Source organism: Patescibacteria group bacterium (assembly GCA_041651355.1).
Lineage (GTDB): Bacteria > Patescibacteriota > Patescibacteriia > Patescibacteriales > UBA12465 > JAPLVX01.
Genome location: JBAZJK010000001.1, coordinates 760,718 through 783,551, shown reverse-complemented (window position 1 = coordinate 783,551; position 22,834 = coordinate 760,718). Strand labels below are relative to the sequence as shown.

Below are 22,834 nucleotides of genomic sequence, written 5' to 3'. Positions count from 1 at the left end.
CTTCGCTTTTTTGTCCTATAGGCCCCATATCCAATTGGCTGGCATTTTGATGTGGTTGGTCTTAAATATTTGGTGCAGCTCTTCTCTGGCTTTCAGACCCATATTTTTAAGATCCACTTTGGACTCGAGTAAATCGTTCCTAAATTGAGCTAGATTTTTAATATCCATTTTTTCTAAGCTAGCTCGAGCGATAACGCTTAAATTCAGGTCTCCGATATTGGCATTTAATAAGCGGATGACATTACGGGTTTTTCTTTTGTGTCGCAATTTTTGGCCTTCTTGTCGGTGCCGTGTCATGGCTCATGGTTTTTTAAGTTTTTATTAAAGATAGTGGCTTAGGTTCGCTTATATTATAATCAAATTGATTTTTTGTCAATGATATATTTTTTGATAAAAATTTTTCGGTTTATGCTATAATATAATTAAGATTTATAATTAATTTTAAGTTTATGAAACTTTTTGAATTCAGGCACGTTTCTAAGGAGGATGATAATTATGATTATAAGGCCGAGCCAGAGCCTAATCCTAAAAACCGCCGAGAAGGCTGGGACGTCGTAGACCGCGAGAATAATTATAATGAGCCAGGCTTTGAAGATGAATATGTTTTCAATGAAACAGTGGCTGATAATAGTCGGGGTGGAGAAATTGGAGAATTAATGGAAAAATATGAACGGGAAGAGTGGGAATTAAGGGATTTAATGAAACAATGTGAGGATTATCTCAAGACTGGCAAAGGGGCACAGCCGCTTAAAAATATAGATGAGGTTAGGAATCTAGCCATTTTCTATAGAGAATATTTGGCCGCTAAGTCTGATGATGGCTTGCCCTTTACTGAGCAGGAAAGAGCAAATGCTTCTGAGGAAGACCTTAAATCATTAATTGAAATGAAAGAAAGGCTGGGCGAATTAGATTTCGAGATTGCCGCCGCTAACGAGAAAGCTGGTTTGGACAGAGGACCAATTGATGGTAGCATCGTCTACTCTACTAATAAGGGCCTAGATTCCCAGCGGAATGGTTTTATCAGTAATATCCAAGAAAAAAGATTAGATTTATCTAAAAGCATTTCTTTATTAGAGGATAAAATCACTAATCCGGCTCGAGCTAAGGTGAGTATTGCTAAGTCAGAAGACAGCTGGAAGGATGTCCCGGAGTTTTCTGAAGAAGAGTTAAAGGTTATGGAAGCTTCGGTTGCCTGGCTGAAAAATCAACGATTGCCCCGCCCTAGTTTTGCCAAAGGTGGTGAATTGAATGAAGCTCAAATTCTAGAGAGCGCTCAGGAATACGCTGCTTATAAAGGTTGGCCGAAAGCTAATTTTCGATCCCAAGAATTCAAGGGTCGACGCCAACTATTGAATATCATGCGTTTTCATGATCGTGAAGCTAACGCGAATAAGCAGGTTAGATATGTTCAATTCTCGAATGATTTGCCCGAGGGCGAATATTACTTTGATGTGAATCCAGACGCTTTTTTCGTGGACAAGAAGAACCCTAACTTTGCCGTTGCTCCCTTGAATTTAATGGTCAGCACAGAAAATCCCGAGAAATTCTTGCAGAAAAAAGAAGCGGAAAGGTCTCAAGCTAAGCGCCAAACAGCTTAAAGATTAATTTTATGTTCAAAAACACCCCTGGAATAGGGGTGTTTTTTGGTGATTTTATTTGTTTATCAGGAAGTGGCAGACATCTCCATCTTGAACCACGTAATCTTTGCCTTCAGTACGTACCAGACCTGATTCCTTGGCTCTAGCTTCGCTGCCGGCATTAATGAATTTCTCCCAATTGATTACTTCTGCCCGGACAAAGCCCTTAATGAAGTCGGTGTGGATGACCCCAGCTGCCTGAGGAGCGATAGTTCCTTTTTTTATAGTCCAAGCCCGGCTCTCATCCGCTCCGGTCGTAAAAAATGTTTCTAGGCCAAGAATGCGGTAGGAGCTTTGGATTAGTTTGTCTAGTCCGCTTTGAGCTAGGCCCAGCTCTTTTATATATTCTGCCTGTTCTTCTTCTGGCAGATTAGCTATTTCATTTTCTAGCCGAACATTGATCTTGATTAATTCTTCTCCGGGATGGGAAAACTTATCGCTTTCATGGTTTTCATCGATATTAAGCAGGTAAATTAGGGGTTTGATGCTTAATAGGTTTAAAGTTTTCACAAATATCATTTCTTCGGGGCTAAACTCTAAATCCCTGGCTGGCCGGCTATCGCTTAGCTGTTTATTAATTTTTTCTAAGATTTGTCCCTGCCAGATTAATTCTTTATCCCCGCTTTTAGAATCACGTCTAGTTTTGTCTAAGCGTTTCTCCACTGTAGCTAAATCCGCTAAGATGAGCTCTAGATTAATGGTTTCTCGGTCGCTTTCTGGATCTATTTTGCCTGTAACGTGAATAATGTTCTTGTCTTGAAAATCCCTGATTACTTCGCAGATAGCGTCGCATTCCCGGATGTGGGCCAAGAATTTGTTACCCAAGCCCTCTCCTTGGCTGGCCCCGGCCACTAAGCCGGCGATATCCACGAATTCGATGGTAGCGTGGATTATTTTAGCTGGTTTAGATACTTCTGCTAGTTTGTCTAAGCGAAAATCAGGGACTTTAACGACGCCAACATTAGGATCGATGGTGCAGAAGGGGTAATTGGCTGCTTCTACACCCTTTTTAGTTAGAATATTAAATAAGGTTGATTTGCCGACGTTGGGCAAACCGACGATACCGATTGATAGGGACATAGTGTGATTATAAATATAAGTCTATTAAACCAAGTTATCCAGAAAAAGGCAATTATCAAAAAGCCACCCTAGGTGAGCGGCTTTCTCGTGTTTTTAAACCTTGGAGGCGGCGTGTCTTTACATTCTTATAGCTTTATTAATCCCAGCGTTTTCCAGGGCTTCCATAATCTCTTGAATGTAGATTTTGTCTTCTTCTTCGGTGCTGTTAGGCTCGATTTTTCCGACATCAGTCGAGATTATCAGTCTTCCATCCTCGATGTCGATGAAGCTGGCACACAGACCGGTAAAGGCCTTTGAAATATGGGCAGATGCGATTTTATCCGCCAACTCTTTGTTCAGCCGATTAGCAGCATCTACCGTGCGGTTTTCGCTACCGCTGCGAATAGAAACCTTTAGGACTGTTGGGTTTAAAGTCCTTTGAAAAAAGATCAGATTTTCCATGGTCAATATATTTTTTTTGATTGTTTTACGGAACTGAGCTTATATTAGTATATTTGTTTGAAAATGTCAATATTAATTCTTGTATAAAAAAGAGGCCCAGACGGGCCCCTTTTTATATAAATTTATGATTTATAAGGGGTATATTCTGAGCCTCGTCCCTAATAATATTTCTTTGTTCCTCCTTATTTAGAGTTGAAATATTTACCGTATTAGGGATTGAGCTTTTTACTGGCTTAAAAGCTGGCTTTTTACCGATTATTAGTATGTTTTATCGATTTTTTTAATTGTTTTTGCTATTTTTATAGAAATTTAGTAAATAATCTTTTTGTTACTTATCAAATTTTTATTTTTGTTTAGCACGTGGATAAAACATCTGGAGTAGATTTTATTACGCCAGTGTTAATAAAATGGAGATTGATAATCAGTTAAAAAGCAAGGAAATTGACCCAAAAGAACTTTTCGGTAAATTTCCTTTTAGCTTAAATTGTTAATGTTCATTTCTATATCTTTATTATATCATTTTTAGAAAATGGGGTCAATATTATGGACTTAAGTTGTACTTTATGACAAAATTTGTTTTATAATAGCCAAATAATGTAAAAATTTAATATTTAAGTCTAAGAAATAGTAGACTTAAAGTCTTAGTTTATACACAAAAAACACAAGTTATCCACAGATTTTATTTATTTTTAATTGTTAATTTGGGTAAATAAAAAATAAGTCTAAGATATCTTAGACTTATTCTGAGGCTGGAGTGGGATTCGAACCCACGAATGACAGTTTTGCAAACTGCAGCGTTGGACCACTTCGCCATCCAGCCTTTATTTCTATATATTATGATAATTTATAGTTAGCGTCAACTTTGAGGCTGGGAATTTTCCAATTCTTGGCTTTTTGGTAGCGGAAGTAGGCCGCCGCCGCGATCATACTGGCGTTATCAGTGGTATATTGGAGATCTGGAACTAAGAAAAGCCTTTTTTTATCTAGTTCTTGAATGAATTTTTCCCGTAGAGCCCCGTTAGCCGAAACGCCTCCGGCCAGCATTATAGTTCTAATATTATATTTATCGGCGGCTTTGAGAGTTTTTTTAACTAATATATCAATAATCGCTTCTTGATAGGCAAAACAATACTCATTAATCCTCTTTTTCCAGTTCTTGTCTTTTTTGAGTTGGTATAGAAGGGATGTTTTTAGTCCAGAAAAGGAAAAATCAAAGTTTTTAGCATGCAACATAGGGCGAGGAAATATCAAATTTGATTTTTGTCCCATTTTTTTGTATTCAGCCGCTAATTGAGAGATAATCGGACCGCCTGGATAACCGAGCCCTAGCATCTTAGCGCCTTTGTCATAAGCTTCTCCAGCGGCGTCATCTAGAGTTTCCCCGATCATCTTGTATTGGTTATGCTCCTTCATAATAACTAAGAGGGTGTGGCCGCCAGAAACAGTTAGAACTAAGGCCGGAAATTTAATGGTTCGGTGGGGAGCTATGAAATTAGAGTAGATATGACCCTCTATGTGGTTGATGCCTATCATAGGCTTTTTCCAGACCGAAGCTAGGGTCCGAGCCGTTTCAGCACCGACAATTAGGGAGGTGATTAGTCCCGGCCCCTTGGTAACGGCTATTAGGTTAATCTTTTCTGGGCCTATACCAGCTTTCTTGAATGATTCATCTATTACTGGCAGAATATTTAGAATATGTTCCCGGGCGGCAATCTCAGGAATTACTCCTCCGTATTTCTTATGAATATCTATTTGTGAGGATATGATGTTTGATAAAACAGCCATTTTCCCCTGGGAATCAGCTTTAATGATAGAGGCGGCGGTTTCGTCGCAGCTGGTTTCTATGCCTAAAATATACATAATTTAATCTTGACTAGACAAAAAAAGTTATTTATACTATTTTTAGTATTAACATACTTCAGAAAAAAAATCTACCGTAATCTCAGTTTATAAATGGTAGATTTTATTTTTTCATCTGGTCCCTTCGTCTAGTGGTTAGGACGTCAGGTTTTCATCCTGATAACGGGGGTTCGATTCCCCCAGGGACTGCGTACACAAGACAGGCTAAAGGCCTGTCTTGTGTTTTTATGTCAATATTGTCACCTAAGCTGCCTTAGCCTTAAAAGAATCATAAATTAGTGCTATAATTAGCCTTGATTATTTAAACTAAAAAAATGAAATATAAATTTTATAAAACTTCGCTCAAGGCCTGGGATGGGATGCTTAAAGCGATTGACTTAGCCCAGAAATCCATTTATATAGAAATGTATATCTTTTTAGCTGATACCAATAACACCCACGATTTCTTGGGCAGGCTCAAGGCTAAGGCTCAGTCAGGGGTGGAGGTTGTGATTGTGGCTGATTATTTTGGCAGCTTTGATTTGAAAAATTCTGACGTTAATGATTTGAAGGCGGCCGGTGTGGAATTCCTGTTTTTTAGCCATTGGCTGAGGCGTAACCATCGTAAATTTGTGATTATAGATGATAAGATAGCTTTTCTGGGGGGCGTTAATATTAAAGAAAAAACCCGTTACTGGAACGATTTAAATATTCGGATCGAAGGTAAAATCGTAAAGCCGATTTTAAAATCTTTTGCCTATGCCTATCGCATGGCCGGGGGCCGCAAAGCATCCATCTTAATCCATCAGAAGGCGGCTTTATCCCAAAAAATAAAGTCCTGGCTGCTTGATAACTGGACTAGCCGTAAGAATTCATATTACCTTAATAATTATTATCGGCAGAAGATAATTGAGGCCAAGAGCCTTATCCAGATAACCACCCCCTATCTTTTGCCGCCGAGATGGCTGATTGCCTTGTTTGATGAGGCTATCCGGCGCGGGGTTAATATCGAGATTATCATACCTAAGTTTACAGACGTCGGGCCTTTGAATAAGATTAATTATATCAATGCTTGCCGTTTGTCATCTTTGGGGGTAAAATTTTATTTTCTGCCTTTTATGAACCACGCCAAAATTATGTTAATCGATGGCGTGGAAGGCGTAGTCGGTTCTCCTAATATCGATATCCTTTCTTTCGGCCTTAATATGGAAGCAGGCGTCTTTTTCCGCCAGAAGAACTTAATTGCTGATTTAGAGAAGATTTTAGCTAAGTGGAAAAAAGAGGGAGAATTTTTTCAAAATCCACGGCCTCTCATGAAGACTAGTGATCGTTTTCTGGTTTTTATGCTGAAGCTCTTTTATCCAATTTTTTAAATATTATTAATTAAACCAGACAACATGCCAGATAATTTGATTAAAATTCGCGGAGCGCGCGTTAATAACTTAAAAAATATAGATATTGACCTGCCCCGACATAAGCTGATTGTCGTCACCGGTTTATCTGGTTCAGGCAAATCATCATTAGCTTTTGATACTATTTATGCCGAAGGCCAGCGTCGCTATGTTGAATCTTTGTCTTCTTATGCCAGGCAATTCGTCAATCTGTTAGATAAGCCAGAATTAGATCTAATCGAAGGATTGTCTCCGGCAATCGCTATCGATCAAAGGACAGTAGGGCACAATCCTCGTTCCACAGTGGGGACGATAACAGAGATATATGATTATTTGCGTCTCTTGTTCGCTAAAATCGGGATTCCATACTGTCCTAATTGTCAGATAAAATTAAAGAAAATCAAAGATTTGAAGCCGAGCACTAATAGGAATGGGAAAATTACGGGCAATAAGCGTAGCGAGTGGTCCTATGCCTGTGAACAGTGCTCGCATCAGCTTCTCAATCTAAAACCCAAAGATTTTTCTTTTAATTCTAACTATGGAGCTTGTCCTGATTGCCTGGGCCTCGGTGTGAAATTAGAGATCGATCCAAACTTAGTGCTGAACACTAATCTCAGTATTGCTGAGGGAGCCATTAAGCCTTGGCGTCACTTCAACCTTGCCAATCAAACCTCTTTTTTAAGTGATTTGAGGGTTAAACTCGAAAGCCGTCAGCTTGACCTGAACCGCCCTATTAAGAATTTTTCTAAGACCGAGCTGGATTTCCTTCTTTTCGGGGATGATGATTTTTTTGGTTTGATAAAAATGCTCAAACAGCGCTACCAAGAGACTAAGTCGGGCTTCATAAAGTCAGAGATCGAGAAATGTATGCGCGAAACATCTTGCCCAACCTGTCATGGACAGCGTTTGAAGCCAGCCGTCTTGGCAGTGAAGATAGATGGTCTCTCGATTTATGATCTAGCGGACAAGAATGTCAGCCAACTCAAGTCGTTTCTCAGCACCCTTATAGCTGGCGCTAAAAATTTGAACGGTCAAGCGGAAATAGTCGCCCCGATTATTGGCGAAATGATTAAGAATTTAGAATTTTTAGAGAAAGTCGGCTTAGATTATCTGAGTTTGACCCGCTCGGCCGCCAGTTTATCAGGCGGTGAAGCCCAGCGTATCCGTTTGGCCTCTCAAGTCGGGTCGACTCTAAGCGGAGTCCTTTACGTCTTGGATGAGCCATCAATCGGCTTGCACCAGAGAGATAATGATAAGTTGATAGCGATGCTAAAAAATCTCCGGGATAACGATAATACTGTTATTGTGGTCGAACATGATGCCGCTATGATGTTAGCGGCTGATCATTTAGTTGATATCGGTCCGGGCGCCGGCCAGATGGGCGGACACATCATATATAGCGGCCAGCCGGCTGGCATCAAGGATTGCCCAGAATCTCTAACCGGGAAATATTTGAGCGGCATTAAGCAAATTCCGGCTAGGGATAATTTTCGGCCTGGTAAAAAGCAGAGCCTGAAGATTATCGGCGCTAGTGAGCATAATCTGAAAAATATCGATGTCGAGATTCCTCTCGGTAAGCTGGTGGCGATTACTGGTGTTTCCGGTTCTGGCAAATCTACCTTGATGACTGATATCTTAGCCAACGTTCTGAAGCAGAAATTTTATCGAGCTAAGGCCTTGCCAGGCAAGCACCGGTCGATTGAAGGTTTGGATAATATCGACAAGGTGATTGATATTGATCAGTCGCCGATTGGCCGGACACCCCGGTCTAATCCAGCTACCTATACCGGGGCGTTTACTTATATTCGCGACTTGTTCGCTGTTTTGCCAGAATCTAAGTTGAAAGGCTATGGCGCTGGGCATTTTTCTTTTAATGTAGCTGGCGGCCGTTGTGAAAATTGTGCTGGAGATGGAGTGATAAAAGTCGATATGCAGTTCTTGAGCGACATTTATCTAACTTGTGATGTTTGTGGTGGTAAAAAATTTAAGCCAGAGATTCTAGAAATAAACTACAAAGGCAAGAATATCTACGATGTTTTAGAGATGACGGTGAGCGAAGCTTTGCCTTTTTTCAAGGAAATTTCTGCTTTGTACCAGAAGCTGTTGACTCTAGACTCGGTCGGACTCGGCTATATCAAGTTAGGGCAGAGCGCAACTACTTTTTCTGGTGGTGAGGCGCAGAGGATCAAATTAGCCACCGAATTATCACGCCGAGCGACCGGTAAGACTCTGTGCATTTTAGACGAACCGACTACCGGTCTGCATTTTGCCGATATCGAAAGATTATTGAAAGTGTTGAATATGCTGGTTGACCAGGGTAATACCGTCCTGATTATTGAACATAACCTTGATGTAATTAAGGCGGTTGATTGGATTATAGATCTTGGTCCAGAAGGTGGCGATAAGGGTGGTTATATCGCCGCAGAAGGAAGTCCTCAGCAAGTAGCTCAAGCTAAAAATAGTTATACAGCTAAATATCTTAAGGAAATTTTAGGAAAATAATAATTTTATTTTATAAAAAACAGTCTGATTGAAGACTGTTTTTTTGTTAGGGCTAACTATAGTTCGTTGAGTATTTTTAAATCCAATCTTTTATTTTGGCAGTCTAAAATGGCAAAGCTGGCTGCTTGGAAGACACCGCCCAAGGTTCCTGGGTTAGCTATTTTAAAGCCATTTTTTTCTTCAAGCCAGGGTTTGTGGGTGTGGCCGTAAAAAATAAAATCAAAGTTTATCTCCTGGTTCTCCTTTATTAACTGGTTAATAAAAAACGGCTCATGGACTAAGCCGATATTAACATCATCTAATCTTATCCATCCGTAGCGTCCGCAATTCTTGATCCTGGGGAAATTTTTTATTTCTTCTGTCTGATATATTTCTGCATTGCCCTGGATCAGAAAAATTTTTTCGAGGAAATTAGCGTCTATTCTAGCCAGGCTTTCCGAGTTAGTAAGGTCTCCCAGACAAATCAGGGAGGTCACCCCTTTTTGTTGACACCAATCAAGGCATTTATCTAGGTTCACTAGGTTGTCATGGATATCGGAAATGATGGCGGCCAGCATAAGGCTTATTTATCTAAAGACCTGATTCTAATGTCATAAGCCATTTGTTCGAGTTTACGCAAGTGGCCTCGGGCTTGGTCGTATTTAGTTCTCAGATAGGCAGTCATATCGAAATCTAGAAGCCCGGCCATAATATCTTCGGAAATAGCTTTGATTTTTTCGACCTCGGAAAATTTGCCCTTAGCCGCTTGGTTGGTAGCATAGCGGACTAGTTCTCCGATGAGGTCGCAGATACCTCCGAGGTAGCTGCTGTGGTCTAAGGATAGGCCTTTAACCTTATCTATTTTCTTTCCTTTTATAATTTGATGAAAAGTATAGGCTTCGAGGTATTCTTCCACGGCCGCTTTATATGTCCCCTCTTGATTCAAGCGGTTGGCGCCGAAGCGTTGAGCTAAATCCTTAAGCAGCTTAGCCATTTCTTCCAGTTTTTCCTGGCCCGCAGAGAAATCCTGTCGTTGCAAGGCAAAAATCGTCTTCTTAGCTTGGAATAGGATATTATTTGAAGCGCTGATAATTTGGCGGCGTTCCGATTCTTGGGTGCGATATTCTTTTTTAAGTTGGACTAAAAATTTAGCATTGATCATATTTGTTTCTTATATTAAATAACTCGGAATACTTCATCTAAGCTAGTGTCACCTTGCGAGGCTTTGATAATACCATCCTGAGCTATAGTGACCATCCCTTGGTTGACGGCATCTAGCTCAATCTCATGATCCGTACTAGTTTCGGCGCTGATAGTTTTTTGCAATTCAGGGTTATTCTCCATGGCTTCATACAGGCCAATCCGTCCCTTGTAACCGATATTACCGCATTTGTCGCAACCAACCGCCTGATAATATGTCCGGCCACTAGGTATTTTAATAGCCGGGTTTTTTAGGTCTTTAAAGATATTCCTGATTTTTTCTTCAGTAGCGGCATCTATTTCATAGCTCTTTTTGCAATGTGGACATAAGCGTCTGACAAGTCTTTGGCTGATAGCAAACTCTATGGCATTAGCTAAGATTTTGCGGTCGATACCTAGGCCAGCAAAACGGGAGATAGCTCCAGCGGCGCTGTTGGCGTGGATAGTGGAAAGCACCAAGTGTCCGGTTAAGGCGGCTTCTAGGGCGATCTTAGCTGTTTCTTCATCTCTAATTTCTCCAATCATCATGATGTTGGGATTTTGACGTAGGAGGGAGCGGATGGCCGCCGCAAAAGTGTAGCCTCTTTCTGGATCAATTTGGGTTTGCATTATTCCGGCTAACTCATATTCGATTGGATCTTCGACTGTAATGATTTTTACATCCGGATGATTGAGTTCGTTCAGTAGGGAGTAGAGAGTGGTGGTCTTACCGGAACCGGTCGGACCGGTAGTTAGGATAATACCTCGGGTTTTCTTGATGGCTTTTTCCAAGGTTTCTTTAGTACTGGCGGTAATGCCCAATTTTTCCATTTTTAAAGTTGCCGCTGAATTGTTTAGCAGGCGGATAACGATCGTTTCTCCTCGTCCGCCGATGATGATTGATAGGCGGCAATCTATTTTTTTCTCTGGGAAGATTAAGGAAAACCGGCCATCTAGGGTTGCCCGTCTGACATTGGTGGCAAAGCCAGCTAAGGTCTTTATCTCAGCAATCAGGGGCAGGTATTGGGTTTTAGGGATATCAGCGATATCATGCAAGACGCCATCGATTCGGAAGCGGATTTTAACGCTAGCTTCTTCTGGCTCGATGTGTATATCGCCGGCTTCAGAAGCGGCCGCGACCGCCATTGTCAAATTCAAGAGTTCTTGAGAGGAAAGGTTTTGGAGCTTATCTTTCAGTCCACCAAGGTTCTGGCTAAGAGTTTCGGCTGTTTGTTTGATTTCCTGGCTTACAACTAATCCCCGGCCGATGGTTTGGGAAATAATTAAGTCATAAAGTTCGTTCACATAATCAAAATCACCAACGACACGGTAAATTTCTTCGAGACTAGTTTCACCATCTAAGGTCTTTAATATGCCATCTTGGAGCATGGTGAGCATGCCATTTTCAATCGCCTGTCTCAATATTTGAAAAGAAGGAGCATTATCCGCTGTTAATTGCTTAAGGTTATCGGCCATGGTAAAAATTTCAAAGATACCTAATTGCCCCTTATATCCGATGAAATTACATTCCGCGCAACCGCTTGGATTTGCCTTGTAGATCGTCGGCAATGTGGGTGGAACCTCAACTCCGGCTTTAGGGGATATTACCGCCAAGATTCTTTTTATCTGTTCATCTTCTTCGGCGCTTAGCGCGTGTTCAAGGCGGCAATGGGGGCAAAGCTTTCTGACTAAGCGCTGGCCGATAACGGCGTTAATCGCGGGAATCAAGAAATATGGTTTGACCCCAATATCTAAAAGGCGCGGGATGACTCCGGCGGCGTCATTGGTGTGTAGAGTTGATAAGACTAAATGGCCAGTCAGAGCTGCCTGGACAGCTATTTCGGCGGTTTCTAGGTCGCGCACCTCTCCAACCATGACGATATTCGGATCTTGACGTAAGATTGAACGTAAACCATCAGAGAAAGAATAGCCATGAGCGGCATCGACTTGGCTCTGATTGATACCCTCTAGTTGGTATTCGACTGGGTCTTCCAGGGTAATTATTTTAGTGCCGGCCCGATTGAGCTGGTTGATGATTGCGTATAAGGTAGTGGTTTTGCCTGAGCCAGTCGGTCCGGTAGTCAAAACTAAGCCATTCGGTTTAGAGATTTCTTTTTCCAAGATTTCGATTATATTAGGGCGGATGCCTAAGCCTTTAAGGTTTAGAGGTACGGCTTGGGAGTCTAACAGCCTCATGACGACGCTTTCGCCGTAAGCGGTGGGCAGGAAAGAAGATCGGACTTCAATTTTTTTCGCTTGAGAATATATGGAAAAACGGCCATCTTGCGGCTTATCATCGATGTTAATCTTAACTTTTGAGATTATCTTAAGACGGCTGATAATTTTTTGCCATTGTGACTTTTCAATCGTGGCCGCCTCTTGCAGAACGCCATCGATACGCAGACGGATGACAACGCGGCTTTCTTCAGCTTCAACATGAATGTCGCTCGCCCCGGTTTTCATAGCTGAAGCTAAAAGCAGGGTTACGACATCAGAGATATTCACTTCGTTTATTTTGGCGTTCAAGCTTTTATAGCTACTAATTTCCTGTTTAAATTTTTCCAAATCTTCCTCTTTGATTTCCACTCCACCGATTATTTTTTTTGTTTTGGGCAGGGCGTGATAGAAATCCAATAAGCGAGCGAAGCTAGCCGGTGAAATCAAATATATTTTTACCTCGGCAAAATATTTGTTTTGTAGTTCCAGGGCTTTATCCTCGATTTTCTTGGTATAAGCTAAACACGCCAAGCGGATGGCATGGCCGTCATAAAAAAAACAAGCGCCCTTGATTTCTTTAGCCTCATCTTCGTCTACCATCGATAGCGCTTCTGGACTGATGGGGAAACCGTTAAGATTAACATAATTAAGGCCAGCGCTTTTCGCTTTGGCCTCAGTTTGCCTTTCTATTTCTTTGTTTTTTATTTCTTGTTGTTTGCGGCTGAGTTGGGCGCCGACGCTTTCTTCGTCTTGGGCTTCATCGGCCGGATCTAGCAAGTTTTCAATCGAGGAGAAACCGCTCATAGCTTTATTTTTTGTTTTTCTTTTTTTGGAAAATTCTTTCTAATTTTGCTAATCCGCCTTTTTCTTCTAGACGGACAAAAAGGCTGACCCAGCCCGCATTCTCGAAAGTAGTTAAGACAGATCCGGCTAGAGCGAGGACGATCAAACCGATAACTATCATCAAGCCGGTTAGCCAGCCCATGGCGAAGGTGACACTAACGATGAGAAGCGGCAGAACGAAGATAGTGAGAAATAATAAGATTAAAGCGCCAGCCACGAAATTGATTATAAACAGAGCAATTAGCATTTCCATGCTAATCAGCCAATTTTTGCTGAATAGGCGCCAGGCATTTTCAACCGCCTCCACGAAAGAATTTTTCTCGATAACCGCATAAGCCATAGCATATCTAACGATGAGGTTAAGGGCGATAGCCACCGGGATGAAGATTAGGAATAAAAGGATATAAGAAGCTCCGAGCCAACCGTTGTCAGTCAAGGTTAGGAATAAGAAGGGGATGCTGATTAAGATGAAGGCAAAATTAATCAGGACTTTGAAAAGTATATTCAATCCGAATAGCGGCCAGAAGCTTAAGTGTCCGGTATGCAAACCGTCTTTAACCATTAATTCCGGCGTAGAGCCTTTCTTGTGGTTGATAATTTTTTGGATATGGCTGATCAGGCCGCCTTGGCAGGCGACAGTTAGCCAGATGAAGAAGATGGCGATAAAGCCAATCAAAATAAGGCCCAGGATGTTATCTAAGGCAAATATCCAGTCGTATTTGAACATATTGGCTAATCCGACGGTGACATTTTGATAGAAGAATTTCACATTAAGGAAACCCAGCAGGCCAGACCAGAAATCCCCCTGATAATTAGCTTGAATGTTTTGGGTTAGTAGTCGCCAGCCGCCGCCAGCGCTTAGCATGGCCGCAAATAGGCCGAAAAACCAAAGATATTTGTGCTGCCAGCTGATTTTACAGGCTTGTTTTAATAAAGCGCGATAAGAGAACATAAGTTTAAAATAGCTAAGACTCTTAGCTTGTTAATTTTTTTTATATTATTGAAAAAACCAAAGAAGTTTGTTAATATTATATCATAAAATCTAAATAATTACCAAATTTTTTTGTTTTTGGAAAGATGCCGTTTTTCTTGTTTTTGTCCGTATTTTTCAGTTCGACCCATAAATAAGAAAATTTAAATAAATGACAGTTTTAGAACAGATAAGAAAAATGATCGCTAAGGTTTTAGACCGGGAGGCTGGTGATTTTATTTATCCTCCCCAAGCGGACTTAGGTGATTTAAGCCTGCCTTGTTTTATTTTAGCTAAGGAGTTGGAAAGGAATCCGGTCTTGGTAGCCAAGGATTTAGCCGATCAATATAGTCAGCATCCAGAGCTAAAGCAAGTTATTAAAGAAATCAGGGCAGAGGGGGCTTATCTTAATTTTTATCTCAAAGAAGAATATCTAGCCGCTTCCCTGATTAAAGATATCAGCCGGCAGGGCGCTAAGTTCGGACAGAGCCATATCGGCGGCAAACAGACAGTGATGATAGAGTATTCTAATGGCAATACTCATAAGGAATATCATGTGGGGCATCTGCGCAATATTTGTTACGGGGAGTCGGCTTCTCGTTTATTATCTAGTAGCGGTTATCGAGTGGTACCGGTTTCCTATATAAATGATTTCGGGATTCATGTTGCCAAGACTCTGTGGTTTTGGGAGGATTATCTGCGCCGCATCGGCGATTCAGCTAAAGGTCTGGATAAGGGCTATCTCTTAGGCAAATGCTATAGCGCCGCTTCTCAGAAAATTTCTGAATACGAAAAGGCTAAGAGCGAGGTGGCGGAAGTGATGAAAGTGATTGAGGGACGGCAGGGCAAGATGTACAAGCTCTGGCAGACCAGCCGCCGTTGGAGCCTGGTTTATTTCGCCAAGATTTATAAAGAGTTAGGAATCGTATTCCAGGAAACGTTTTATGAAAGCGAAGTAATAGGACAGGGGCTAAAAATAGTTGAGTCTTTATTAGCTAAAGGCATTTTGGTTAAAAGCCAAGGAGCGATTGTGGCCGATTTGCAAGCCTATGATTTAGGCGTTTTGCCCATCATTCGATCTGACGGCACGGCTTTATACCCGGTGGCTGATTTAGCCTTAGCTTTGATTAAAGCCAAGAAATATAAGCTGGCTGAATCCATTTATGTGGTGGATTTGCGTCAGAGCTTATATTTCAAACAGTTATTTAAGATATTGGAGCTAATGGGAGACAAGAATAAACGTAGCCATTTAGTTTATGATTTTGTCACCTTGCCTGGGGGCATGATGGCTTCGCGGACCGGCAACGTTATCACTTATCAGGAATTAAAGCAGGAGGCTTGGGAAAAGAACAAGATGGAAATTAAGTCTAGGCACTCTGATTGGAACCAAAAGAAGATCGACCAACTCGCTTTAAAGCTAGCCCTGGGGACAATCAAGTTTGAGATGCTGAAAGTTTCAGCTGACAAGATTATTACCTTTGATATCAATGAAGCTTTGCGCCTCAACGGCTACACCGCTGTTTATTTGCAATATTCTTTGGTTCGTATTAAAAGTCTTATTAGGAAGTCTGGGCGTAAACGCTTAACTTGCCCAGCTGATTTGGAGGGCTTAATTTTAGAAAAAGAAAAGAATTTGTTGATGACTATGGCTAAATATCCTGAGATCAGGGAAATAGCTGCCGCTAAACGTGATCCCTCGGAAATTGCTCATTATCTTTTTTCTTTAGCCCAAATGGTCAACGATTATTATCAATCAGTTAATGTCTTACAGGCTGAGAGCCGAGAAAAAACTTGGCGCCTAAGTTTGTTGCAAGCGTTGGGGCAGATTTTGAGTAACGGTCTAGAGTTATTAGGCATCGAAACTTTGGAGGAAATGTAATTTACAAGATTTTAAAATTATGAAAACAGCTAAATTCAAACAAAATGATAGCAAGAAGATGGAAAAAATAGTTTCTTTATGCAAACGGCGCGGCTTCGTTTATCCCTCATCGGAAATCTATGGCGGCATGGCTGCTATTTATGACCTCGGACCTTATGGCGTAGAATTAGCTAATAATATTAAGAGGATTTGGTGGCAAAACATGGTACAGTGGCGGGAAGATGTAGTCGGTTTGGATTCGGCTATCTTCATGAGTCCCCGCATCTGGGAAGCTAGCGGCCACGTCAAAGGCTTCTCTGACCCCTTGGTTGAGTGCAAGAAATGCCACCAGCGTTTACGCGTCGATCATGCCTTGGAGGAAATTGGGCTCAAGGCTGACGAAAAGATGAGCGAAGTAGAAATCAGCAAGCTGTTTGTTAAAAATATTAAGAAGATAAAATGTCCGGCTTGCGGATCAAGTGATTTTACCGATCTGAAAAAATTTAATTTATTGGTCCAGTCTAATCTAGGAAATTTTACCAGCGATTGGACGAAAGAGCCGGTATATTTACGGGGAGAAACCTGCCAAGGCATTTATGTTAATTATAAGAATGTCTTAGACTCTGCTCGTGTCAGGATTCCTTTCGGCATCGCTCAGATCGGTAAAGCCTTTCGCAATGAAATCACGGCCCGTCAATTTATTTTTCGTACTCGGGAATTTGAGCAAATGGAAATGCAGTATTTCGTCCATCCCAGCCAGGAGATGATAGAATATGAAAAGTTGCGCTCCGCCCGTTGGCAATATTATCTTGATTTAGGCTTGAACCCGGAAAATTTACGTTGGCATAAGCATGAGAATCTAGTTTTCTACGCTAAGGCCGCGTATGATATCGAGTATAATTTTCCTTTCGGCTTTTCTGAATTAGAGGGCATCCATGCCCGCGGGAACTATGACCTTAGCGTCCACTCCCAAGCTTCCGGTCAGGATTTAAGTTATGTAGATACTGGTAGCCAAGAAAGATATTTGCCCCATATCATCGAATCATCCGTTGGCGTGGGTCGGACTTTTTTGGCCGTCTTAAGCGAATTTTACCGCGAGGAAGAAACAAACGGCGAAGTCAGGGTTAGCTTAGATCTACCCTATAATTTAGCCCCGGTGAAGTTAGCGGTCTTTCCTTTGCTTAAGAATAAACCGGATTTAGTGGCCAAGGCCAAAGAGGTCTTTAATATTTTAAAGCTTGCCTATAATTGTGAGTTTGACGATAATGGCAACATCGGTAAGCGCTATAGTCGCCAAGACGAAATCGGAACGCCTTTTTGTATCACGGTCGATTTCGATAGTCTGGAAAATAATGACGTCACGATTAGAACTAGGGGTGACAAGAGGAGTGGCGCCGAATTACCGCGAGTCAAGATTTCTGAATTAAAAAATTTCTTAGCGGATAAATTTTAATGGGTGATAATTTTTTTAGAAATAAATCTCCTATCTCAGCGATGGGAGATTTTTTTAGTTAAAACTATTGCCATAAAAAAAATAAAAGAGTATAATTAACTTAGAGATATAAAATTTTAGAAAGAACGATAAATTTATTTTTAAAAAAATAAATTTTTAGATCAATTATTCTCATGAAAGGAGGTGAATAATTATGGCTACTAAGAAAAAAGCTACTAAAAAAGCTGTGAAGAAGGTTGCTAAGAAGAAACCTGTAAAAAAAGCTGTGAAGAAGGTTGCTAAGAAGAAACCAGCTAAAAAGAAAAAATAAGCATAGCTTCAAATTGTAAAATTTATTAATTTAGAAATTAGTAAGTTTTATTAATTTAAAAATTATACAAAGGCCACCCTGTTCTGGGGTGGCCTTTGTATTTGTAAATAGTTTATTTAGATTTTATCAGGGTCTGCTATATTATTACCTAGTTTACTCCTTATTCCGGGTTATTTTTTATCGAAATGCTTTATGGGCGATCAAAATAAGTTATTTTGGCCATTAATAGCTATTTTTATTTTCATCGTTCTTTTTTTGTTCTTGTTTGATAAGCAGCTGCCTGGGGCAGAGATTTTTATATTCCAAGTCGGGCAAGGAGATGCTATTTTGATCAAAAGCCGAGGCGGGGAGTTGATTGTGGTGGATGGCGGCCCGGATTTATCAGTTTTAAAGAAGCTGGGTTTAGTCTTGTCTTTTTGGCAAAGACAGATAGATTATCTGATCCTTAGTCATCCGCACGACGATCATTTATTCGGGTTAATAGAAATCTGGCGGCGTTATCAGGTTAAGAATGTCGTGCGGTCATCATTATTTTCTGATACGGCGGCGGATCAATTATTTTCACAACTTTCCCGACAGAGAACTTATATAGTTTCGCACCGGCAGATAATCAGATTACGAGCGGGCTGTTCCCTAAATTTTTTATACCCTTTATCTGAAAGTGATTTTATTATTTCCGATGTTAACGATTCATCTTTAGTTTTTAAGTTCGAGTGCCCCGGCGTAGCCGTTCTATTCACTGGCGACGCGGGCAAGAAAGTTGAAAGATCTTTGATTGATTCAGGGTTGGATTTATCGGCGGGCTTCTTTAAAATATCTCATCATGGCTCTCAGACTGCTAGTACCCCGGAATTTTTAAAGGCAAGCGGCGCTACGGTAGCGATTATTTCTGTTGGTGAGAATAATAAATTCGGGCACCCAGCTACCAGCACTTTACTGAGATTAGCTGGTTTAAAATTTAAAGTTTTTAGAACCGACTTCGATGGTGATCTTAAAATTTATGCTAATAATGGCAAATATGTTATTGATAAATTATCTTTTGATTGATGGTGCTCGGGTCGGCGTTACTTACTATTGACAAATAATTTTTACTATGCTATAGTACTTAGTTATTTAATTTACAAAAAGAAAAAGGCCGATTGTAACGGGTCAGGCACGACAAGCATGGGGATTTTCTTGCTAGGGTTTTTTGGGCTTACTTTAATCAATTATGATATTAATTGATTGTAGTGAGCTCGAGAATTCCTAGGAGAAATTTTCTTGCCTACCCGTTAAAGTCGGTCTTTTTGTATAATAGGATTAGTTTGTTTGACTGCTACTAGCAGTGTTAGTAGCTGATTCAATATCGGGATTAGTGCTGGTGGCTATAATGGGGCTGGTGGAAGCCGTGCTGCTAGCCGTACTGCTGGCACTGACTCCGACTAAGCAGACCTCCTGCCAAGGGACATAGTGCGAATTAAAGCGCACTTTTTTTGTTGCGTCTTCACTAGAATTTGCCTGCGCGTAGACAACCTTATAATCAAAGAAAGCATCAGCTCCATTGTGGGCTTTTTCTGTACATTTTTTTTCGCCAGGCTTAAGGTCAGTGGTTTCGATGATCTTGGTCGGCCCCGGTTTTACTATATTGTATATGGTTGGTTTACTGATTTCCACCTGACGTCCATCGCTAACTCCCCAGAAATCGAAATAAAGATCACTTTTTTCGATGCGGGCTTGTATCAGGATATAGTTGCCGGTATCGTTGAGGAAACGAACGTCTGGTTTAGGAATATAAATCGCGGCATCCATCCCGGCCGGCTCGTAGTAGCTAACTCGGTATGAATGATTGCGCCTCTCGGTAATCGGCAGACCACTTTGCATGGCGGCACGGAAGACGGTCGTGCCGATCTGGCAGAGACCCCCGCCATATTCGGGCACCGTCTTATTGTTTTTAATCACTAATTCCGGCAAATAGCCAGACCCTTCTTCAACATCCCCCAGGGTTTTGACTAAGGAGAATTCTTCTCCTGGTTTTATCAGTAGGCCGTTAAGCGTATCGGCCCCGACTTTGATATTATGGCGGCGATTAGCTGGTGAACCGGAGAAGTTTGAATGGCCGGTGCCGATTATTTCTTTGATATTGAGATTGTTTTCCGGGTTAGAATTATCAGTTTTTACTACGTCGACTTCCAGTTCGATGCTGTTTTTCTTGTCTTCGATAAATTCTTTTTGTATTTTTTGGCTGCTTGATTCCAAGTTTAATTTTTGCCCATCTTCTCCGAGCTGCCAATTAGCGAGGCGAGAGTTGATCATAGAAAAACGAGGCAAGGCCGCTTCCTTGTCTATCTCTGGAGCTATTTTGTCTTTTAAAAATTCCTGTATTTTTTCTTGGTCCAGACCAAGGGATAGGGAGGAGTCTTTTTTTTCTGTCTTAAGCCAGGAGGCTATCCTGGTTAAGTTGACGAGCCATTTTTTATCTTTAAAATTCAAAGTTATTTCACCTTGGCTCAAAATTGCCCGCGCGTCAGCCTCTAGGGCGGGCAAGTCTTTCTGATAGACTTCCGGATATTCGGTCTTGGTTTTCAAGAAGATAGTTTGCTGATTCAGCCGAGCCAGGTTATTTTCCACTTCATTTAAAGCAGCTTCGTAGTCTATTATTTTTCCGGCCTTCTCGGCTTCTAGTTGAAAGTTTAAATCTTTTTCAGAGGCTAGCTTGAAACCAGCGTTGACAGCTGGGATCTCCTGGTCATGGAAGGCTTCGTTTAATATTTTTGTTAGTTCCTCCCGGTCTAAATCGTAGCTGAATTGGAGTTGAGGGTTTTTAAAGAGGATTTGCCAGCGGTAGCGGAGATAGGCTAAGAAACCCTGACCCTGGTAGTCTAGGACCAGTTGTAGGTTTTTTTCTGGGTCGAGCGTAAAAACATTAATAGCGTAAGCATCTGATCCGGCTGAGACGATTGGTCCAACATTTAATTTTTTGTTATTGTATGAGAAATTTAAACCTTGTTTGCTTAATTCCGCACTTTTTTCACTGATTAAGCGTAAAGCCTCGTCTTGGCTTAGGCCACCTAATTGGTATGAGCCCAGATAGAGCTTTGGGTATATTTTGCCTTGTTGATTTCGCCAAGATTGGTATAAAAAAATGCTCCCGGTCGCCATCGCTATTATAAGCACGGCCAGCAGGGAGAATATTACAACGTGTTTAGTTTTCTTGACCATAGATGTATGGCCTTAAGGCCTATATTATTCGGATTCTTCTTCCTGGACAGCAATCTGTACCGGTTCGGTTTTGATTTTTTCTAAACTAATAGTTAGGATGCCGTTTTCCAGAACGGCATCGATGCGGCCGGGGTCGACTTCAGACGGTAAGATAATCGCTCGGGAAAAATTACCCCAATAGCACTCTTTAAATAGATAGTCGTTCTCATCGATGTTTTCATCGAGGTGACGATGTCCTTTGATGCTTAAGAGATCGTGATGGAGCGATATCTTTAAATCTTCCGGTTTGACGCCAGCAATAGTCGATTTAATGATAATTTTATGTTTGGTCTGATAAACATCAATAGCTAATTGTCCTTCAATTTGATCTTCTTGGCTCCAATCATCTTGATCTTGAGCGATTTCTTCCAAAAAACTGTTACGGTTATTTTTTTCTTCATTCTTTATCTTAGGGTTTTTGAATATTTTAATCATATAGAGTATCTACCTCTCTAATTTATCAGTCTTTCAGGGAAAAGTAAATATTATCTTAATAAAAACAAGCCCGATGACAGGCTTGTTTTTAGTGTGGACCCGGCCCGGCTCGAACGGGCGACCTTTACGATGTCAACGTAACGCTCTAACCAACTGAGCTACGGGTCCGTTTAGTGGGCATAGATGGACTTGAACCATCGACCCCCGCTTTATAAGAGCGGTGCTCTAACCAACTGAGCTATATGCCCGATATTATAGATGATTCTAGAAAAAATGGCTAGCACCTTTATTATACCTACCTAAACTATTTTGACAAGCGCTTTTTTGGCTAACTCTGTTATCTCTTCGCTGGCTTTGGTAAGCTCGTGGTTTATCTTTATTTTGACGGATTTTATCCTTCCTTCTGGCTCGTAGTTTTTGAATATTTCTTTAAGGTCGATGTTTTTAACGGAGTAGACGAGGGCGCGGCTCTCATTATCATTATCGCCAGGGTAAAAGGCAATAATGATCTTAGCCTCTGGAATGTTGATGATCAGCTCATCAATGATATCATTTAAGTCATTTTCTGGGTTATAGTTGGGGGGCAGATTTTCCTTATTTAGAATTGACCAAATCAAGTGGTTACCGGCCTCGGCTTGCAATGTTTCTAGGGCTCGCCCCCAAAGTTTTAGGACGTTGAGGCCTTTTGACCGGTATAGGCGATCAGTTATTTCCTCGCGGCGCGCGCCGAGATTGATCAGATCAGAACTGTTGAGAAGGATGCGCGGGGTCAAGTTAGGCGTCTTGAAGTTCTTGGTTTTTGCAATTATTCCAGCTAATAGGCAGGTAGCGATATCCTCATCGATATTTTTTTCTTGGTATGCCTTGAAAAGATGGAAGCTGGCCTCAGTCAAGGATAGAGAGTTGAGGTCGATGAAATTTATCTGTCCGTATTCTTCATTGTCTGGGTGGTTATCAATATTTATAATAGTGGTCTTGTAGAAAAATTCGACATTCTGGTCATAGGCGTCCCCGAGAGACTCTAAATCAGCCGTTCCTAGGCTCAAGATCAAATCATGCTTGAAACCGCTGGCCGAAGCGGAGACATCTTCTGGCGTGAACCAGCCAGATTTAGGCGAAATGATGAAGTTAAGCTGGTTGTTTTCTACTAGATATTTGATTTGTCCGACTTTGGCATTCTTTATATCCAAAGACACGATAAAGTTCCTTAGGTTATCAATGTTCTCTTTAATTTCGCTTGACCCAGGTAGGAATGACCAGGTTTTGAGGGAGAGAGGCTGTCCCCCAACTATTTCCACTTTTTTGTCTAGTTTCTTTAGAAATAGAAGCCAGGCCAGGGCACAAGCCAAGACGTCGCCATCCGCTATTTTAGGGAAGACGATAATGATATTATTAGCTTTCTCTATTTGTTTGAAGATTTGCTGTTCTTGGTTGAGCATGTTGTCTAATGCGATAGATTTAAT

The 22,834-nt window shown here is 41.1% G+C and carries 17 protein-coding genes and 4 tRNA genes; 7 read left to right on the top strand and 14 right to left on the bottom strand.

Translation table 11 applies throughout. The annotated features are described in order from the left end of the window. Positions 1-15 precede the first annotated feature (15 nt). On the bottom strand, positions 16-297 hold the full coding sequence (locus tag WC441_03925; protein MFA5163643.1) for a hypothetical protein: 282 nt from the start codon (positions 295-297) through the stop codon (positions 16-18). Between the two features lie 152 nt (positions 298-449). On the opposite strand from WC441_03925, the gene WC441_03920 reads away from it, so the two are divergent. Continuing rightward, entirely contained in the window at positions 450-1,598 is a 1,149-nt protein-coding gene (locus WC441_03920; protein MFA5163642.1) for a hypothetical protein, read from the top strand. A gap of 54 nt (positions 1,599-1,652) precedes the next feature. Here WC441_03920 and ychF read toward each other — a convergent pair whose 3' ends face one another. From ychF to tsaD, 4 genes are all read right to left on the bottom strand, one after another. Further along, positions 1,653-2,717 (bottom strand): redox-regulated ATPase YchF, encoded by a 1,065-nt coding sequence (gene ychF, locus WC441_03915; protein MFA5163641.1) that lies wholly within the window; start codon positions 2,715-2,717, stop codon positions 1,653-1,655. A 117-nt stretch (positions 2,718-2,834) separates the two neighbouring features. Then, positions 2,835-3,158 carry a hypothetical protein gene (locus WC441_03910; protein ID MFA5163640.1) on the bottom strand — a complete coding sequence of 108 codons (324 nt, stop codon included), beginning with the start codon at positions 3,156-3,158 and terminating at the stop codon, positions 2,835-2,837. A 746-nt stretch (positions 3,159-3,904) separates the two neighbouring features. Next, a tRNA-Cys gene (locus WC441_03905) sits at positions 3,905-3,978 on the bottom strand. Positions 3,979-3,992: 14 nt separating this feature from the next. Further along, positions 3,993-5,018 carry a tRNA (adenosine(37)-N6)-threonylcarbamoyltransferase complex transferase subunit TsaD gene (gene tsaD, locus WC441_03900; GenBank protein MFA5163639.1) on the bottom strand — a complete coding sequence of 342 codons (1,026 nt, stop codon included), beginning with the start codon at positions 5,016-5,018 and terminating at the stop codon, positions 3,993-3,995. Positions 5,019-5,135: 117 nt separating this feature from the next. Here tsaD and WC441_03895 point away from each other — a divergent pair. From WC441_03895 to uvrA, 3 genes are all read left to right on the top strand, one after another. Beyond that, positions 5,136-5,207 (top strand) — tRNA-Glu (locus WC441_03895). A gap of 125 nt (positions 5,208-5,332) precedes the next feature. Then, entirely contained in the window at positions 5,333-6,370 is a 1,038-nt protein-coding gene (locus WC441_03890; protein MFA5163638.1) for a phosphatidylserine/phosphatidylglycerophosphate/cardiolipin synthase family protein, read from the top strand. 24 nt (positions 6,371-6,394) lie between these two features. Further along, positions 6,395-8,890: an excinuclease ABC subunit UvrA gene (gene uvrA, locus WC441_03885; protein ID MFA5163637.1), complete on the top strand. Its 2,496-nt coding sequence runs from the start codon at positions 6,395-6,397 to the stop codon at positions 8,888-8,890. 56 nt (positions 8,891-8,946) lie between these two features. Here uvrA and WC441_03880 read toward each other — a convergent pair whose 3' ends face one another. From WC441_03880 to WC441_03865, 4 genes are read right to left on the bottom strand one after another with little or no spacing between them, the layout of a single operon-like run. Further along, positions 8,947-9,447, bottom strand: a complete 501-nt coding sequence (locus tag WC441_03880; protein MFA5163636.1) for a YfcE family phosphodiesterase — start codon at positions 9,445-9,447, stop codon at positions 8,947-8,949. Between the two features lie 5 nt (positions 9,448-9,452). Further along, positions 9,453-10,031 (bottom strand): hypothetical protein, encoded by a 579-nt coding sequence (locus tag WC441_03875; GenBank protein ID MFA5163635.1) that lies wholly within the window; start codon positions 10,029-10,031, stop codon positions 9,453-9,455. 14 nt (positions 10,032-10,045) lie between these two features. After that, complete coding sequence (locus tag WC441_03870; GenBank protein ID MFA5163634.1) at positions 10,046-13,069, bottom strand: GspE/PulE family protein; 3,024 nt, start codon at positions 13,067-13,069, stop codon at positions 10,046-10,048. A gap of 4 nt (positions 13,070-13,073) precedes the next feature. Beyond that, on the bottom strand, positions 13,074-14,060 hold the full coding sequence (locus WC441_03865) for a hypothetical protein (protein MFA5163633.1): 987 nt from the start codon (positions 14,058-14,060) through the stop codon (positions 13,074-13,076). Between the two features lie 190 nt (positions 14,061-14,250). On the opposite strand from WC441_03865, the gene argS reads away from it, so the two are divergent. From argS to WC441_03850, 3 genes are all read left to right on the top strand, one after another. After that, positions 14,251-15,957 (top strand): arginine--tRNA ligase, encoded by a 1,707-nt coding sequence (gene argS, locus WC441_03860; GenBank protein MFA5163632.1) that lies wholly within the window; start codon positions 14,251-14,253, stop codon positions 15,955-15,957. Between the two features lie 19 nt (positions 15,958-15,976). Next, positions 15,977-17,389 carry a glycine--tRNA ligase gene (locus tag WC441_03855; protein MFA5163631.1) on the top strand — a complete coding sequence of 471 codons (1,413 nt, stop codon included), beginning with the start codon at positions 15,977-15,979 and terminating at the stop codon, positions 17,387-17,389. Positions 17,390-17,891: 502 nt separating this feature from the next. Further along, positions 17,892-18,746, top strand: coding sequence for an MBL fold metallo-hydrolase (locus tag WC441_03850; GenBank protein ID MFA5163630.1), 855 nt, complete (start codon positions 17,892-17,894; stop codon positions 18,744-18,746). A 252-nt stretch (positions 18,747-18,998) separates the two neighbouring features. Here the strand turns inward: WC441_03850 and WC441_03845 are convergent, their stop codons facing one another. The 5 genes from WC441_03845 to WC441_03825 all read right to left on the bottom strand — a co-directional run bounded on the left by WC441_03845 (position 18,999) and on the right by WC441_03825 (position 22,810). After that, complete coding sequence (locus WC441_03845) at positions 18,999-20,897, bottom strand: VanW family protein (protein MFA5163629.1); 1,899 nt, start codon at positions 20,895-20,897, stop codon at positions 18,999-19,001. A gap of 24 nt (positions 20,898-20,921) precedes the next feature. Then, positions 20,922-21,371 (bottom strand): Hsp20/alpha crystallin family protein, encoded by a 450-nt coding sequence (locus WC441_03840; protein ID MFA5163628.1) that lies wholly within the window; start codon positions 21,369-21,371, stop codon positions 20,922-20,924. A 94-nt stretch (positions 21,372-21,465) separates the two neighbouring features. Further along, positions 21,466-21,539 (bottom strand) — tRNA-Val (locus tag WC441_03835). A 6-nt stretch (positions 21,540-21,545) separates the two neighbouring features. Next, positions 21,546-21,619 (bottom strand) — tRNA-Ile (locus WC441_03830). Between the two features lie 51 nt (positions 21,620-21,670). Next, entirely contained in the window at positions 21,671-22,810 is a 1,140-nt protein-coding gene (locus tag WC441_03825; GenBank protein ID MFA5163627.1) for a DHH family phosphoesterase, read from the bottom strand. Between the last annotated feature and the right edge of the window lie 24 nt (positions 22,811-22,834).